Here is a 14628-nt window from a genome sequence, read left to right on the forward strand (position 1 = left end):
TCAATAATCAAAAAAAGACACCTTAATTAAGGCGTCTCAAAGAATCCAAATTTGCCAACGTTTTTTGTACATACTTTGAGCAATCACAGAAACTGCCTGTAGTCTTCGGCTAATACTTCATCAACTAGGAAGGCGTCAGACCAAGCCTCTACGATTTCTGTAACAGTTTAAAAACAATCCATAGTAATTTTTAGATTTAAAAGTCGTTCTTTTCCACATTCATTCTAAATTGTTCAATTTCTTTAATGTTGGTTAAAACAAATACTTTTTTATCGTTTTTATTTGCCTTAATTTTTTGTAATAAATATGGTTTTCTGTGCTTAGGAAAATTCCAAATATATTTTAAAAATGTGAGATTGATCCTTTCTTTACAATCTTTGCCCATATCAATTCTAGTCTTACCAATATTTTTAAACAATCTCTTAAAAACTCTATAAAAACAAATTTTTCTTGGCAAATCTAAAAGTATCACACTATCTGCAGCATTTAATCTTTCATCTAAGATACCAGTATAACTTCCATCAATAATCCATTTCTTTTTTTGCAATAATGTTTTTTGAATTTCTTTTTGTTCTTCAGAACTTGTCATAACCCAATTAGGTTTCCAAAATAATACGTCTAAATGAAAAACAGGTATATTTAAAGTATGACCTAGTTGTCTTGATAACGTTGATTTTCCAGAACCCGAAGACCCGATAACCATTATTTTCTCCATATATTTACCACCAATCTATTTAAATGAGTTTCATTCACTATACAATAATTTGATTGCTTTCATTCTTAGCAGTTACTTATATTCATTACAGTATAATTCATGTAGTTTATTGATTAAATCATATGTAAAACGCTCAACTCTTTATATTTAACATTACCACTGATACTTAAGAAAATAATATTAAAATAGATTCATTTACTAAACATGCTACATGTTCAGTAGGAATAACGAATATCAATGTTTAAATTCATACATTTAAAAATGAACCTATTGACCAAGAAAAAATTAGAAACTTATAGAAAAGTAACTAAATAGCATGAATAGACTGGTATACTTAATAGTGATAGCACTATCAACTGACAAATATTATTCTAATAATCAATTAGTCCAGATACTGGGTTATTCAATAACAATTCAGTCCATTATAAAATAAATGAATTATTCATCAGGTATTTAATTTACCCTATTATTGTTAGAATTATGTAGAACGTTGTTTTTTAAAAGAGGAGAATATTTATGAATTTAAACGAATTTCAAGCACATATAGAAGATAAATTACCAGCGTTAGATAGCTTTTACGACAAAGCTATCAACTATCAACTAGAAAAGGATAAAAGACGTCCACCGAAAAAGCGCTGGTCAGAGGCAAAAATAGAAAGAGCAGCAAATGCGATGTATAAAGATTTGATGAAAGGTATATATGAAAAAATTAAATCTTTAGTTGAAGAAAGAGAAAAGAAACCGAATGATGTATGGATTGATTATTTAGAAAAATATGAGCTGTACGAACAAATAAACGAATCATTATACGAAATAGAGTTTGATTAAACAATCACAGGTTAACCTCGTAACCCCTGTATATTTCCATCTTTCACTAGTATAAATTAACATTATTCTATTTCTGTTTTTTAAATATCATAACAAGTAGTAGAGGCTGGGACATATCACATGTCTCAGCCTCTTTGCGCAATGTTCATTCCCTATTAACTTTATTTAAGCCCCTTTATTAAATTTAATGACTGTGTAAATAAATATTGGAATTAAAATAATAAATTCTAATGTTCCTATAATGAAAATAAACACTTCAATATTAGCACTAACTATTTCATTACTTAAGATTAGAAAATCCCATAAACAGTGATATATAATAAGTGGTATAAAGCTCTTTAAATTTATTGAGAGGCAAGCATACACTATTCCACCTAAAAATACCCCAATCATTTGGTTTATCACTTCACCTATTGATGATCCGCCAAAAATATTAACTGCGTGAAATAAGGAAAATAATATCGCACTAACTAAAATAGCTGTTACTATTCCGCCCTTTTGTAAAAATGTTTCCAACACTATACCTCTAAATACTACTTCTTCACTAACACCAACTAAAAGTGTTGTTACTAATATTAAAGAAACCATTGGTATTTTGCCGGTAAAATCTCCATTTATAAAAAATACAACCAATGTAATTATGATTAGAATAATAAGAGGTAAAAACCAAAAAGAAAGCCGTATGTTAAATAATTTTTGTGTTGAGAAAAGTTTTTTATACATAAATATGGAAAGCATACTCATAATAATTTCAAAGTAAATCAATACTTTAACCATTTCCGAATTCTCATAATTATAGCCAAAAATATAATGCATTGTTGACATAGCTAATGCCATAATTAACGTAATAATCAATACAAAAACTAAAGCTTTCTTTCTTTTATTTTTCATCTTATTCCACTCTCTCGTTAGTGTAATTTTAAAAACTCAACCTATTTTTTTATCAAGCTAAACCATTTCCAATAAGTTCCCATTCTCCATATATATTCCAATGGGCCATATTTAAAGTATTTCAGCCAAATACTTGTGAATAACAATTGTAAAATATAGATTGCAATACAGATCCATAAAGTATCCATATAATCTACTTGATCACTATCCACACATAATATAACCAGCCAAATTAATAAAGTTTGTCCTACATAATTTGTAAGCGCCATTCTTCCATATAATCGTAATGGGCTTAAGATTTTAGCAAAGCTTCGTACTTTTATAATTAATAATAATAGAGAGACATAAAATAACGCTATAAATGGACTAGTAACAACGATTAATTGATCATACAAATCTTTATTTTGAATATATTTATTAATCAATTCATTGTTCGAACTATCTTCTAAAAATTTATATGTAGGAAATACATATGACTTATTTAGCAAAATCCAACTTAATGCAGACATCACACCTGAAGCACTTACTATTACAATTAACACTTTAGTCTTAATATTCTCAAAAATATTAAATTGACCAGCTGCCAGTCCTAATATGAAATATGGTATCGGTAATATTGTTTTACTACCTATATATAAACAAATAGCCAATAATATTAAGCCAATGGCTAAATTGATAGACCTTTTAAAATAAAAACAAGGCAATAAGATCAAGCCAATGATTGAATATAATAGTAACGCTTCTCCTGGTTGAAGCATTTGATGCAATATACCGAAACACGCTAAGATTACTAACCTTCTTATAAATACGATATTACTATTTAATTGTTTTGCTTTAGCATTGCGAATAAATATATAAAATCCGACTCCAAATAAAAATGTAAATATTGTAAAAAATTTACTTTCAACAAAAAAATCAATGAACTTTAAATAACTAGCCTGATCGTAGTTACTTGGTGCTGGCAAGACAAATATTGAAATTATATTAGTTAGAATTATTCCTAGTAAGGCAAAGCCTCTCATATAATCTAATTCTGAAATTCTATTGTATTTTACGCTCTCGTTCATATTATCCTCCTAAATTAAATATCTTTTTTTAAAGTTGACTTTCATTAAGCCAAAGATAATTTTAACAAAGGCGGGTATTAATACAACTTACATTATTGTCACACTTCATTTCATTAAATTTAAAAACACACCGCTTCTTACAACAAAAAGATTATTTTGTATACGGCACCGTACTTCAACAAGCTTATATTCGACAATACTAAATCAACACAAACTAAAAAGACTAAGCCACAATGGCTTAGCCTTATAATCTAACGTCTGCGGGAGTTAATTACTTCATTTAATACCGCTATAGGTGTTGCTAAATCATGACTCACATTGTATTTCTAGCTGTGTCTAAAATATAAAAATCACAAAAACAACGTAAGTCGTTGCACTTTGTACATATTCATTTTCATACTTGTGTTAGGTAATTATTAAAAAGTGACATTACCTTCAAATTTAAGTACAGTTTCTATTTTAACAACATGATTTAAATTAATTACTTTATTTTTTGGTTTTGTCACAAACAATAAATTCTCGGATGATTTATCAACATCAATTTCTTTAGCACGTTCTAATTTACCAGTTACCAATAATAAATCTATACTCACAACGTTTTCTTCTTTCAATAAATCAGTTACTATATTTATATTCATTTTATAAATCTCCTTTTCTTCATTACCTTCATTATACATCAAAATGTAATTTTTTACTTGATAATCAAAATTTATTATTAATTATACAATTTAATTGTTATATAATCGTATAACAATTAATGGTTTTTATAGTAATTAAGGGTATCTAATTGCAACATAATTTAAAACTGCCCCACTAGACTTATAAAGATACTTAACTTAATCTTAACAATTTAGTTTCACTATTCATTTTTAAGTATAGTACAATTAAGTTATATAATTATTTTTTAGGGGGATGCATAAATGAAGAAGTTATTGTTTTTATTTCTAGCAAGCTTTTTAGTATTGGCTGCATGTGGGAATGAAGAAGAAAGTAAGTTAGACGACACAAAAGAAACTAAATCTGAAGATAAAGAAAGTAAGAAAGATGATAAGGATTCAGATAAAGGGTCAGATGAAGAAAAAGATAAGTCAGATGAAAAACAAAAATCAGACGACAAATCATCTGAAGAAGTAGCAACACAAGATGAAAGTACTGAAGAAGCTCAACCTCAAGAACAAGTGAATACACAAGAACAACAATCTACACAACAGCCGGCCCAATCACAACAACAAACACAACAAGCGCCTGTTCAGTCTCAAGAACAATCACAACAAACTCCTGCTCAGTCACAAGAACAAGCTCCTATGGCTAATGAACAACCGACACAAGAGCAACAAAGAAGAGAAATTGATTTAAATAGATTACCAAATGGCGATTTCTCTACTGAAGGCATGTCCAAAGATGCTCAAATGCAAATAGAAGAATTAACTAGACAAAAAGATTTTGAAGGTTTACCACAAAAAGAGTACAACGATCAAGTATCTGCAATTATGAATAGTGAAATGAATTAATTTTACGATGCATTTGGCAAATGCATCTTTTTATTTAAAATCAATGAGTTAATTCAACTTATAATTAATACTCATAAACAAAAAAGGCTTAGCCACAATGGCTAAGCCTTTTGATATGGAGACGGCGGGAGTTGATTAAAGCGATTATGTATACATTTAAAAATCGCTATAAGCATTGTCATATCAATGTTAAAATTGCATTACTAAGTCAGTGTAAAATGTTAAAATTGCAAAAACAACATAAATTTGTGCACTTATAAATAATTCTGTCCAGTATTATTTTTCTATTACTATAAACTCCATTAGTTCACGAATATCCTCAATTTCTAATGCACTTGCAATTCTAGATATATGGTTAAAATTTAGTACAGTTCTATTACCTCTAATAATATCACTTATAGTAGATTCTCTTATTTTTGTTATTTCTGCAAGACCTTTTTGAGTCATTTTTTTCTCACTTAACAAATCTTTTAATTTCATTTTTAGTTCTACTTCCATATTTAAACCTCTTTATTTAGATTCTAAAACAACAGTCATATATAATATATCCCACAAGGATGACTCTTTACCAGCAGCATTGGGATTCCCTCTTAAAGATTTTACAACCCCCATTGCTTTTTCTGATAAGATGCATCTATTGTTTTGATAAAATTCAATAGGATCTTTTGTCCATTCAAATTTTCCTGTATCTTTATTTTCCACAACTAATGCCCTAAATGCAGCTACTATTGGATACACAATTCCATCTGGTACAGCGTATTTCATTCCATTCTCACTAAATTTAGCATTTTTTATTATCTTATCATTATCATTTGCAGCAAAATTAAAATTACCATATTTTCCACCTGTTTCATTATAAGCATATGGAAAGTCAGTCTCAATGTAGTCATATAAATCAAAAATATCAATAGCAATATTTGAAAGCTTTTCAAAATGTTCAGGATCATCCAAGTATTTATCGAGCATTACTTTTTTACTAGAATAAGCTTGCTTTGGATGAGTACTTTTATATTTATCAATATCAAACATTGATAAAATAGCAACTACTTCTCTTGCATCTATCATTTTAATTCCAGGTCCATTTTGTTGATTTTGCTTAAAGGCAATTCTATTATAAAAAGTCATACCTCCAATTGCATCCTTAATTGGATCAAAATGATTTTGTAACTCTGCTAATGATTTATCATCAACTTGGGCTGATCTATTTCTTGCCTCTGCTAAATCTTCGATCATGTCTTCAACATCAACCATAATTTCCCAAAATACATATTGTTTACTATTAGTAATTTTATTACTGCTATCTTCATCGTGAAAAATCGGGTTATATATGTTTTCTTGAATTATTTTATATGTGTGGCCACCATCAATATTTCCATGTGCCTCTTCATCTTCAAATCGTATAGTTAACTCGTCTGTCTTATTATTATATTTTACACTTTGAGCTGACATAACCATACCTCTATTTTTCAAATGGAAATTCATATCATTTGTTAATAAAGACTCTTTTATACCTTTGGCTATGTTTGTTGTTAATTTTTGATCTCTCGGGTTTGTTCCCATAGGAATATTATGCGGAATATCATGAACGTTAACATAACATACATACTTATCCTTATTTGATCTCCCATTTGGGTCTTCTAATTTTCTAAAATTTTGTACATTTGGTACTTTAATAATTTTTTCCATATTATTACTCCTTTAGTAAATAATTTTGCTTATACACTTATTCAAGTAGTAAAGCTTAAATATAATCTAACACAAATAACAAATTAACGCAATAACGTTATTTAGTATGTGGTATATTATTTTGAAGTTTGATACTATATATGACGTTTGAATTAAAAACCATGCTCTGACATTGCTCTGACATTCACTCTGTGCTGCATCGAGAAATCAATTTACGTATAGTTGTTCGTTTGACGTTCTATAATTATGTCCATATTATCATTAAATATAAACAAATTCTTAAATTTTTATATTAACCATAACTTTTTGTTATCACCTTTATTTTTTATGTATAGTACAATTAAGTTAATAATTTATTTTTTAAGGGAGATGTATAAATGAAAAAAGTTTTATTTTTATTATTAGCGAGTTTTCTAGTATTAGGGGCATGTGGTAACAAAGAAGAAAGTAAATCAGAAGATAAGAAAGAAACAAAGTTATCGTCAAAAGATGATAAAAAGAAAGATGAAAACAATAACTCAAATGACGATAAAAAAGAAGAATCAGATAAAGAAGGTTCATCTAATGCTGTTAGCACGCTACAAGACGAATCACAACAAGAAAATACAGAACAACAAACGCAAAATGTTGAAAAAACACAAGAACAAGTAAATACCGAAGAACAGCAACCTGTTCAATCAGTAGAGCAAGCACCTGCTCAGGATGAGCAACAAAACTCACAAGGAAGCAATAACGAGCAATCAAATGTACCTGCTGGTGACGCTATGTTTGGTGAATATAAAGATGATGGTTCATATTGTACAGTTGGTGGTTGTTTAACGCCTGAACAACAAAAAGATCAAGAAGAAGCAAACTATGAAGAGATGGAAAATCAGGGATATTCTCGTGAAGAGTATGATGAAATCCAGAATAAAGCAGCAGAATTACAACAACAAAGAGACAATGGTGAAATCTCATCAGAAGAGTTCACCGATAGTTATCTTGAATTATATGATTGATAATTCTATTTAATATATTTTTAAATGGGCGTTTAACTACGCCCCTTTTATTTTATCTCCACAATATCTTTTAAATCTAATTTAAGTAACCCTTTATTTTCATATAAACGTAGTGTCTGTGTGTATGGGTCTACTTTGTGAATAATGCCCTCTTTTGATTTAATATAGCCGTTACTAAAGTGTCTTACATTAATGTGTGGGTCATTAAACATTTTAAAAACTAACGTTTCATTTAATTTCTGTAATTGATCGTCACTAAGTATACGTTTATCTATCTTATTCTGGTCCTCCATGTACTGTGCTATTTGCTCATACTGTTCGGGAATTGAAGCGAATGGCTGCCACTTAACTGACCCTATACCTTTTGTAATATTGGAATTTAGATACTCTCTCGGTATCTTTCGATAGTCCGTTTCATATCTATATGGCTCTGGTAAATCTTCATTTATAGCTATCATAAATAATCACCTCATAAATACAATAGAACATTTGTTCGTATATGTAAATAAAAAAATACTTCCTAAAAATATAGGAAGTTAAGATATATTTGTATTATTCATTTGTGTTTGTACCAAATTTAAAATATAAACATAAAGCTATCACTGGTATTAAATAAAAACCTCTAAAAATTTTATAGCTAAGTATAAGTATAAATACAACTGCTAAGAAAGTAAGTATTAGAGTAGCAACCATACCTATAAAATCATTACCATCTTCTGTTCTGGAAATCTTATTTGAATGAAGAAAATCACCTATAAGTCTAGACAAAATGTAATATATATTTTTATAAATATAAAATCCACAACCAAGTAAAATAATAAATGCTAACAATTCCAATTACTTTGCTCCTTCACTTTTTAAGTTAATAAAATTATATATTATTTCTTTTGTTTTGTAACGCTTTTTTCACAAAAAATAAGACAAGCACTTATGTGTTTACCCTATAACTATTATACATTTCTTTATTTTCGTCGTTTCTCTAAATTTAAAATAACCACTCCGAAGAGTGGTTAACGAGAGGCTTATCTTTTCCAGTTATTGTTCATCAAAAATTTTTTGTTCTATCTTATCAAAATCTTCAATAGTTATATTTCTATCTGTTACTAATGACTTTAATTCTCTATGGATTCTTGGAGTATTAATATTCTCTAAAATAAATAACTTCAAATCAACAGATTGATCATAATTTAGATATTTGTCTTTTAGCATTAACAATAATTCGAGTTGTGATTTATTTTCACCTATATTATAAGGAGTAGTTTTGCATTCACACAATTCTATGAACTCTTGCTTTCTAAAATAAATATCTACAGTTTTTGATTTGAAATTCTCAACATTACATACAATTGTTACATCATTTTCTTCAAATTGAGCATCCCACAAAAAATTTTGAGAGTTTTGTTTTGACACATCGTACCTAAGAGAACAAGCGATTGCTTCTGTTAGTAACCCTCTTATATATTTATATTCATCTTTAGAAATATTCTTCAATTCACTTATAATAATACTAATATTGTTAATAATACGTTTTGTATATTCATTAATAGGAAAGGCATTATTCTTATTGTATTCCTTCATTTCCTTAATTAAAGCACCATAATATTCAAAAAAATCTTGTTCCTCATTTGAATTAATTTTGGCATGATTTCGTAAATTTTTATTGAAAGATTTTAAACTTTGTACTAAATTCAAATATTGATGATAGTCCTTTTTAAGGATATCGTGCAAAATTTTAGAAATATTTTTTACATTTTGATAACACGGTTTATTATCTCCTAAATTTGAAGGAATAGCTTTAATCATCTTGATCCTCTTTTATTTTCATTGAATCAATACTGCGAGGAACATCGATTGTTGGCAACATTTGATTATAAAATCCTGCATCTCTTAAATAATTATGAACAACTGATCTGGTAAAAGGAAGTAATAATGGTAATATTAAGCTACTAAGTAAATCATTCTCAATATTATTCCCTCGTTCATTTCTAAACAATCCTTTTACTATTAATTTCAAATTGAAATAATCATTTTGTAAAGTAAGGATTAATATCCCTTCTTTTTTCGCATTATCATTTTTTGAAACTAAAACTTTATATTTTGGTTCAAGATTTTTCAAGTCTTCATCCCATTGTTTCTTCTTCACAAAATTTATTGCTTCAATCTCATATTGTTCTAAAACTACATGAAAATTTGTTTCCATTTTAAATTGCAACTCTTTCTAAATTACTGCTTAATATATCTATATTACTTTCAATTTCATTATCTGTTAACCTTCTAAATTGTCTTTCAAGGTCAATCAATAATTCAATATAATCCGTTGATTTATCTAAATCATCATTTATCTTACTAATTAATTTCAATTCTTTATTTGCTGTTTCCATAATACTACCAAACAAATTATTTTCCATATGCAAAGTTATAGAGAATATTTTATTTTGAAAATTATCTTTTATCCATGCAATTTCTTCATTAATATTTGAACTAGTCTTTGTTAAATCAATTAAAATTGATTCTGATAAACTCAAGAAGTCACTTAACTTACCATTATAAAATGAATTATCAGTATTTCGTAATTCATAAAAATCTATAATATTGTTCATACATTTCCCTCCCAAGCTAAATCGTTTATTAAGTTTATAAAACGAAATATACTTTCTCACATTCCAGCATATAATTTTCCTTGCTTCTATTATACATTCATATGTTCTAAAACAGCAACTATATGTTTTTATTTATTATATAACTTATCCAACAATCTATTCAACATCTGTTTAGCTCTTGCTTCTTTGATGCCAAATATATTTCCAGCCTTTTCAAAGCTCACACCATTACATATCAATAAAAATAAATTGTGTTCTTTTTCAGTCGCTACTCTTTCTATAACAGCTTCTAATTCGTTATAAAATATACTTTCTTCAACATTATTATTATCTAAATCGTTAGTTTCTGCTTGATCATTCACATTAAAGAAATCATCTATATCAATATCTTCATTATATGCATTACTATTATTTATTGTTTTGTGGTAGTTCAATATAAACTCTTTCACTGTTGCTTTATCATACCTCATACATAATCTACTGCCTTTGCAACACGTTTTAATATAACTTCTCTAGCATGTCTTAACGTTAACTTACTAACGCCCATCACATCGGCTATAACTTCATCTGTGTACTTCTTATCATCCCACCATGTGAGCTTAATAATCTGCTGTAATTTCACATCACTATCGTTATAAACTTGAGTAACACCTTTTACAATCGATTCTAGATTCATATATTTTAGGTCGTCCATATCACTAGGTTTATTCTTATAAGTATCTACCATACTATGATAATTACGCATGTAGCGTTCTAATATAGGATAATCTACATCATTTAAACTTCTAATCACACAACCAACTCCTCATGTTCGTTATTTAATGATTTTTTGACTTCTACTACAAAGTTTTTATAAATGACTTCACTCTCTTTTTCATGCTGCTTATTACGCTCTATACGCTTATGATGATGTACTTTATATAAATCTTCCTGTAACTTATCAATCGTCTTAATTGGCTTGTTACTGCCATTAGATTTGAAGTATCTCATCACTTCTTGCTGCTCTTTTGGTGTGTAATTATGGATGATTTTCTTTAGTAAATTTAGCTTCTTAGTACTACTATTTTTAAAACGATTCAATTCTTCTTTTTGATCTATAATCCATAAAACTAACTTCTCTAACGGATATGAAATAGAAATCACGCCCATCACATCATCACAACTCATATGAGATGTATTTAAGTGGTACATTGCATCGATTTGTTCCTGTATAGCTCGTATCTTACTATTAATGAATTGTGGGTTATAATGCGTTAACAATTCATATTCAGTAATTTTCTTTTCTTCGTAATACCACAAAACTGATTTACAACGTTTTAATATCATAGTAGCCCTCCTAGATACTTTTTAATGGAACAAATTTATTTATTAGTCATCATCATCTACACCGAATATGTCATACACCGTTTTATTTCTACCTTTACTAGCAAGCATTTCAGCCAATGCATCATCTTGTGTTTTTGGTGCTTTAGGTTCCAAAATTTTTAATCGTGATTCTACAGTTAACCCTAACTTAGGCGCAATGCTATTTAATTGCGATAACGAATCTCTTTTTATAGCATGATTCTGATTAAGCTTTGTGCCACGTTCAGTAACGATAATTGCGTCTTCATTTTTCATACGTATAGTTGCATTGATGTAATCTGAATAGGCTGTACAATAAGCAGAAACTAATGCTAAATCTAAACTAGCTACAGGCAATTCTTGTAGTAATGGAAATATCCTATGCCATTCTTTTGTAGCCGTATCATCTAGCCATTCAGGAGGTTCTGGTGATAGTTTTGTTAATTGCTGCAATGCTTCTTCTGTAGCTTGTTTCGATTCCTGAACTTCTGTAGTTAATCTACTCTTTTGTTGTGACAATAACTTTCTTTGAGCCATTAAAACTCCCCCTTTTTTCTATATTTTCTATTATGTAAAGCGAATATTCTTTACACATTTTCAACTTTCATTTTCAACATTCGGTTAAGATTAAGTATCGAGCGATTACAAATCTTTTTAAAATACATGGGCGCCTAACAGACCCCTGGCTTTTTATATTAGTAATGCTTAGATGGTAATAGCTGCACGATTATGACGTGCATTTATTATTTATATAGCTTTTAATCACAGTGTTGTTATATGCTCTAAAACAAGTTCTAAATGCCTTCTATGAAGTCTATTTTTAAATGCTTTAGTTTCATATTTATTTCATTTTATAACTTTATTTAGGTAAGTAATTTAACTTTATCTATAAATGTTTTTATCCTTAAAACACATCATTATAATTGGATAATTTATAACCATTGTATTAGTAATCTATTTGCTATTAACCTCTTATCACTATTAAGCATTCAACCTATGAACAAGTATGAAGATACTTATTGTATTCATGTTCATATTGAATATTTATTTTTATTTTAATAATTTATTTAATATTTAATTTCAAATGAATGAACAAAAACATTTTGTAATCATTTATCTTTTAAGTTTGTTCATCAAAGTTATTTCGTTAATCAATCTTCTATTAATAATATAAAAGAATTTATTATGATCTAATCATTTACTTATCTTAATATCATTGTTGATGTAACAACTTAATCTTTATCATCATTGAACTAATATCTTTGTTAATGTTCAATACAACTTCAATCATTATCTATCTTAAATACTTCTTAACTTAACATCACAACAACTTATTATTATTCTCTTCTGAATCAATGTTCATTATCAATATGTTAATCATGATCTAATCACATGTTAGATGTGATTGCTTAATACTAGAATTAACCAATGATATTTCCTTTACAATAAACCTTGATATTAAAACAGCCACCACCACAAGTATAAGAGCAGAACAAGTGATGATGGCGTACAAGGAAAATATACAACTTTCAAGAACAAGCGTTTAAACAACTGATACCAGAAGAATTAGTGAATGTTTTATAAAGCATTCAAGGTAGATTCCTACCTACTTACATTATACTACATAAAATATATTATAACAATAGTATTTTATAAGTTATTTATTTTGTATTAATAGACACTAAATCAATCTTATCAATATTGCCAATAGTTGTATTATCCATACCCAATTTACTAGCGTAACATTGTACTGATACCGATTTATTATTCTTAGCTATATCGATTAATTCTTGCAATCCCTCACCTTTATCTTGAACCCTATCAACTTGAATACCAAAGCCAATGAATTCTTCTTTAATAACAGTAAGTACGCCTGAATCTTTACTGTTAGCAACAAATGATTCCTCATTGTTGTTTATCACAATATTGATACCATCAGTATCTTTAAAGTTTTTAAATACCCTTCTAGTTAAAGAACCTTTTTTATAATTAATATCCGAACTAGCCACACCATCAACGGTAGCAATCCCAACTTGTGTATTTGAATATAATGGTTTTAAAATAATAGTGTTTTTCTTTTCATCAAAGCCTAAAGCATAATCTTGTTTTATTGGACTTAATACTGTGTAACTCATTTTATATTCCCCCTCTTACCATTTATGATTTCCGTTATTGTATTCTGAATCAGCACGACCATTTACATTAAATAATTTTTCCTTAAAACTATTGGCTAATGTAGTTGGGTCTGTATTCGTTCTAAATGGATCATCAACTAAACTTGTATTACGCTGTAGACTCAATCTCCATTGCTCTGGATTGTTAATAGCAGTATTCATATAATTGCGTCTTGATGCTCTACGAATGGCTTCAACTTTATTAGCTGCAATCTTCTCATATACATCATATGCTTCTTGTAATTTTTCATTGAATTCTTGTATTAGTTTACTGTTATTATCTTTTAATTCTTTAATCTCTTTATCATACCCAACATTAAATGCTTTTATATCTTCATCTAATAATTTATGATTGTCATCTTCACTTTGCTCATGTAATGCTACAATTTCATCTTCAAGTTTTCCTTGTTCTTTTTTAAGTGACGCAATCATAGCGTAATCATTTTCATTTCGATAATGTGACATCTTAAAATCAAATTCTTTTAATTTGTCAGTGACTTTGCTTTTTTCTAAAGCCACGTGTTTTTTATTCTCTACCTTTGGTTCAATTACCTTATTAAATACTTCGATTGATTTTTCATTTACTTTAGTCATTTAAAAAACTCCCTTATTTTTTATTTATAAAATCTTTATACGTTTTAATTTGCTTGCTGCTTTTCATTTCATTAATACATTGTTTCACTTCTTCAATATCTTCACGCCTAGTTACATATCGCTTGATTACAGTATCTAAATAACTCTCTGACACATTACTTATATTAGTTGGTAATCTAGCAACAATTTGATTCGCCACATCCCTATACCACATGTGCAT

The 14628-nt window shown here is 28.2% G+C and carries 21 protein-coding genes; 3 read left to right on the forward strand and 18 right to left on the reverse strand.

Going from position 1 to position 14628, the window contains the following annotated elements:
• Positions 1 to 196: 196 nt before the first annotated feature.
• Positions 197 to 715: a DNA topology modulation protein gene (locus PYW44_RS09810; protein WP_021339888.1), complete on the reverse strand. Its 519-nt coding sequence runs from the start codon at positions 713 to 715 to the stop codon at positions 197 to 199.
• 516 nt (positions 716 to 1231) lie between these two features.
• Here PYW44_RS09810 and PYW44_RS09815 point away from each other — a divergent pair.
• Positions 1232 to 1543, forward strand: coding sequence for a hypothetical protein (locus tag PYW44_RS09815; RefSeq protein ID WP_002508233.1), 312 nt, complete (start codon positions 1232 to 1234; stop codon positions 1541 to 1543).
• Positions 1544 to 1708: 165 nt separating this feature from the next.
• On the opposite strand, the gene PYW44_RS09820 is transcribed toward PYW44_RS09815, so the two are convergent.
• From PYW44_RS09820 to PYW44_RS09830, 3 genes are all read right to left on the reverse strand, one after another.
• Positions 1709 to 2434: a CPBP family intramembrane glutamic endopeptidase gene (locus PYW44_RS09820; RefSeq protein WP_021339887.1), complete on the reverse strand. Its 726-nt coding sequence runs from the start codon at positions 2432 to 2434 to the stop codon at positions 1709 to 1711.
• A gap of 41 nt (positions 2435 to 2475) precedes the next feature.
• Positions 2476 to 3501 (reverse strand): DUF418 domain-containing protein, encoded by a 1026-nt coding sequence (locus PYW44_RS09825; RefSeq protein WP_021339886.1) that lies wholly within the window; start codon positions 3499 to 3501, stop codon positions 2476 to 2478.
• Positions 3502 to 3917: 416 nt separating this feature from the next.
• Positions 3918 to 4139 carry a hypothetical protein gene (locus PYW44_RS09830; protein WP_021339885.1) on the reverse strand — a complete coding sequence of 74 codons (222 nt, stop codon included), beginning with the start codon at positions 4137 to 4139 and terminating at the stop codon, positions 3918 to 3920.
• A 282-nt stretch (positions 4140 to 4421) separates the two neighbouring features.
• On the opposite strand from PYW44_RS09830, the gene PYW44_RS09835 reads away from it, so the two are divergent.
• Positions 4422 to 5012, forward strand: coding sequence for a hypothetical protein (locus PYW44_RS09835; RefSeq protein ID WP_021339884.1), 591 nt, complete (start codon positions 4422 to 4424; stop codon positions 5010 to 5012).
• Positions 5013 to 5288: 276 nt separating this feature from the next.
• Here PYW44_RS09835 and PYW44_RS09840 read toward each other — a convergent pair whose 3' ends face one another.
• Positions 5289 to 5510, reverse strand: coding sequence for a helix-turn-helix domain-containing protein (locus tag PYW44_RS09840; RefSeq protein WP_115076024.1), 222 nt, complete (start codon positions 5508 to 5510; stop codon positions 5289 to 5291).
• A gap of 12 nt (positions 5511 to 5522) precedes the next feature.
• Positions 5523 to 6698, reverse strand: a complete 1176-nt coding sequence (locus tag PYW44_RS09845; RefSeq protein ID WP_115076025.1) for an AIPR family protein — start codon at positions 6696 to 6698, stop codon at positions 5523 to 5525.
• A gap of 377 nt (positions 6699 to 7075) precedes the next feature.
• On the opposite strand from PYW44_RS09845, the gene PYW44_RS09850 reads away from it, so the two are divergent.
• Entirely contained in the window at positions 7076 to 7696 is a 621-nt protein-coding gene (locus PYW44_RS09850; RefSeq protein WP_115076026.1) for a midas domain-containing protein, read from the forward strand.
• Positions 7697 to 7743: 47 nt separating this feature from the next.
• On the opposite strand, the gene PYW44_RS09855 is transcribed toward PYW44_RS09850, so the two are convergent.
• The 12 genes from PYW44_RS09855 to PYW44_RS09910 form a co-directional block, all read right to left on the reverse strand.
• Positions 7744 to 8154, reverse strand: a complete 411-nt coding sequence (locus PYW44_RS09855) for a YolD-like family protein (protein ID WP_115076027.1) — start codon at positions 8152 to 8154, stop codon at positions 7744 to 7746.
• 94 nt (positions 8155 to 8248) lie between these two features.
• Complete coding sequence (locus PYW44_RS09860) at positions 8249 to 8533, reverse strand: hypothetical protein (RefSeq protein ID WP_115076028.1); 285 nt, start codon at positions 8531 to 8533, stop codon at positions 8249 to 8251.
• Positions 8534 to 8731: 198 nt separating this feature from the next.
• Positions 8732 to 9499 carry a hypothetical protein gene (locus PYW44_RS09865; protein ID WP_115076029.1) on the reverse strand — a complete coding sequence of 256 codons (768 nt, stop codon included), beginning with the start codon at positions 9497 to 9499 and terminating at the stop codon, positions 8732 to 8734.
• Positions 9492 to 9896: a hypothetical protein gene (locus tag PYW44_RS09870; RefSeq protein WP_115076030.1), complete on the reverse strand. Its 405-nt coding sequence runs from the start codon at positions 9894 to 9896 to the stop codon at positions 9492 to 9494. Before PYW44_RS09870 ends, PYW44_RS09865 begins: the two co-directional genes overlap by 8 nt.
• A gap of 1 nt (position 9897) precedes the next feature.
• The gene (locus PYW44_RS09875; RefSeq protein ID WP_115076031.1) at positions 9898 to 10296 is read right to left on the reverse strand and encodes a hypothetical protein; all 399 of its coding nucleotides are present in this window, start codon (positions 10294 to 10296) and stop codon (positions 9898 to 9900) included.
• Between the two features lie 128 nt (positions 10297 to 10424).
• Complete coding sequence (locus PYW44_RS09880) at positions 10425 to 10766, reverse strand: sigma-70 family RNA polymerase sigma factor (RefSeq protein ID WP_115076032.1); 342 nt, start codon at positions 10764 to 10766, stop codon at positions 10425 to 10427.
• Positions 10763 to 11089, reverse strand: a complete 327-nt coding sequence (locus PYW44_RS09885; RefSeq protein ID WP_233688983.1) for a hypothetical protein — start codon at positions 11087 to 11089, stop codon at positions 10763 to 10765. Before PYW44_RS09885 ends, PYW44_RS09880 begins: the two co-directional genes overlap by 4 nt.
• On the reverse strand, positions 11086 to 11622 hold the full coding sequence (locus tag PYW44_RS09890) for a pathogenicity island protein (protein ID WP_115076033.1): 537 nt from the start codon (positions 11620 to 11622) through the stop codon (positions 11086 to 11088). Before PYW44_RS09890 ends, PYW44_RS09885 begins: the two co-directional genes overlap by 4 nt.
• 42 nt (positions 11623 to 11664) lie before the next feature.
• The gene (locus PYW44_RS09895; protein ID WP_115076034.1) at positions 11665 to 12177 is read right to left on the reverse strand and encodes a phage terminase small subunit P27 family; all 513 of its coding nucleotides are present in this window, start codon (positions 12175 to 12177) and stop codon (positions 11665 to 11667) included.
• A 1124-nt stretch (positions 12178 to 13301) separates the two neighbouring features.
• A complete protein-coding gene (locus PYW44_RS09900) occupies positions 13302 to 13775 on the reverse strand; it encodes a hypothetical protein (RefSeq protein WP_112369595.1) in 474 nt (157 codons plus the stop codon).
• A gap of 15 nt (positions 13776 to 13790) precedes the next feature.
• Positions 13791 to 14408 (reverse strand): hypothetical protein, encoded by a 618-nt coding sequence (locus PYW44_RS09905; RefSeq protein WP_115076035.1) that lies wholly within the window; start codon positions 14406 to 14408, stop codon positions 13791 to 13793.
• 13 nt (positions 14409 to 14421) lie between these two features.
• Positions 14422 to 14622, reverse strand: coding sequence for a hypothetical protein (locus PYW44_RS09910; RefSeq protein ID WP_236593601.1), 201 nt, complete (start codon positions 14620 to 14622; stop codon positions 14422 to 14424).
• Between the last annotated feature and the right edge of the window lie 6 nt (positions 14623 to 14628).

The sequence above is a fragment of the Staphylococcus equorum genome, from assembly GCF_029024965.1.
Taxonomy (GTDB): Bacteria; Bacillota; Bacilli; order Staphylococcales; family Staphylococcaceae; genus Staphylococcus; species Staphylococcus equorum.

What these genes read in the sequence shown, in the direction of transcription:
- PYW44_RS09855 (WP_115076027.1), bottom strand. Translation starts at nt 8,154, where the DNA reads ATGATAGCTATAAATGAAGATTTACCAGAGCCATATAGATATGAAACG.
- PYW44_RS09910 (WP_236593601.1), bottom strand. Translation starts at nt 14,622, where the DNA reads ATGTGGTATAGGGATGTGGCGAATCAAATTGTTGCTAGATTACCAACT.
- PYW44_RS09850 (WP_115076026.1), top strand. Translation starts at nt 7,076, where the DNA reads ATGAAAAAAGTTTTATTTTTATTATTAGCGAGTTTTCTAGTATTAGGG.
- PYW44_RS09890 (WP_115076033.1), bottom strand. Translation starts at nt 11,622, where the DNA reads ATGATATTAAAACGTTGTAAATCAGTTTTGTGGTATTACGAAGAAAAG.
- PYW44_RS09840 (WP_115076024.1), bottom strand. Translation starts at nt 5,510, where the DNA reads ATGGAAGTAGAACTAAAAATGAAATTAAAAGATTTGTTAAGTGAGAAA.
- PYW44_RS09835 (WP_021339884.1), top strand. Translation starts at nt 4,422, where the DNA reads ATGAAGAAGTTATTGTTTTTATTTCTAGCAAGCTTTTTAGTATTGGCT.
- PYW44_RS09820 (WP_021339887.1), bottom strand. Translation starts at nt 2,434, where the DNA reads ATGAAAAATAAAAGAAAGAAAGCTTTAGTTTTTGTATTGATTATTACG.
- PYW44_RS09810 (WP_021339888.1), bottom strand. Translation starts at nt 715, where the DNA reads ATGGAGAAAATAATGGTTATCGGGTCTTCGGGTTCTGGAAAATCAACG.
- PYW44_RS09895 (WP_115076034.1), bottom strand. Translation starts at nt 12,177, where the DNA reads ATGGCTCAAAGAAAGTTATTGTCACAACAAAAGAGTAGATTAACTACA.
- PYW44_RS09825 (WP_021339886.1), bottom strand. Translation starts at nt 3,501, where the DNA reads ATGAACGAGAGCGTAAAATACAATAGAATTTCAGAATTAGATTATATG.
- PYW44_RS09875 (WP_115076031.1), bottom strand. Translation starts at nt 10,296, where the DNA reads ATGAACAATATTATAGATTTTTATGAATTACGAAATACTGATAATTCA.
- PYW44_RS09865 (WP_115076029.1), bottom strand. Translation starts at nt 9,499, where the DNA reads ATGATTAAAGCTATTCCTTCAAATTTAGGAGATAATAAACCGTGTTAT.
- PYW44_RS09880 (WP_115076032.1), bottom strand. Translation starts at nt 10,766, where the DNA reads ATGAGGTATGATAAAGCAACAGTGAAAGAGTTTATATTGAACTACCAC.
- PYW44_RS09830 (WP_021339885.1), bottom strand. Translation starts at nt 4,139, where the DNA reads ATGAATATAAATATAGTAACTGATTTATTGAAAGAAGAAAACGTTGTG.
- PYW44_RS09900 (WP_112369595.1), bottom strand. Translation starts at nt 13,775, where the DNA reads ATGAGTTACACAGTATTAAGTCCAATAAAACAAGATTATGCTTTAGGC.
- PYW44_RS09845 (WP_115076025.1), bottom strand. Translation starts at nt 6,698, where the DNA reads ATGGAAAAAATTATTAAAGTACCAAATGTACAAAATTTTAGAAAATTA.
- PYW44_RS09815 (WP_002508233.1), top strand. Translation starts at nt 1,232, where the DNA reads ATGAATTTAAACGAATTTCAAGCACATATAGAAGATAAATTACCAGCG.
- PYW44_RS09870 (WP_115076030.1), bottom strand. Translation starts at nt 9,896, where the DNA reads ATGGAAACAAATTTTCATGTAGTTTTAGAACAATATGAGATTGAAGCA.
- PYW44_RS09905 (WP_115076035.1), bottom strand. Translation starts at nt 14,408, where the DNA reads ATGACTAAAGTAAATGAAAAATCAATCGAAGTATTTAATAAGGTAATT.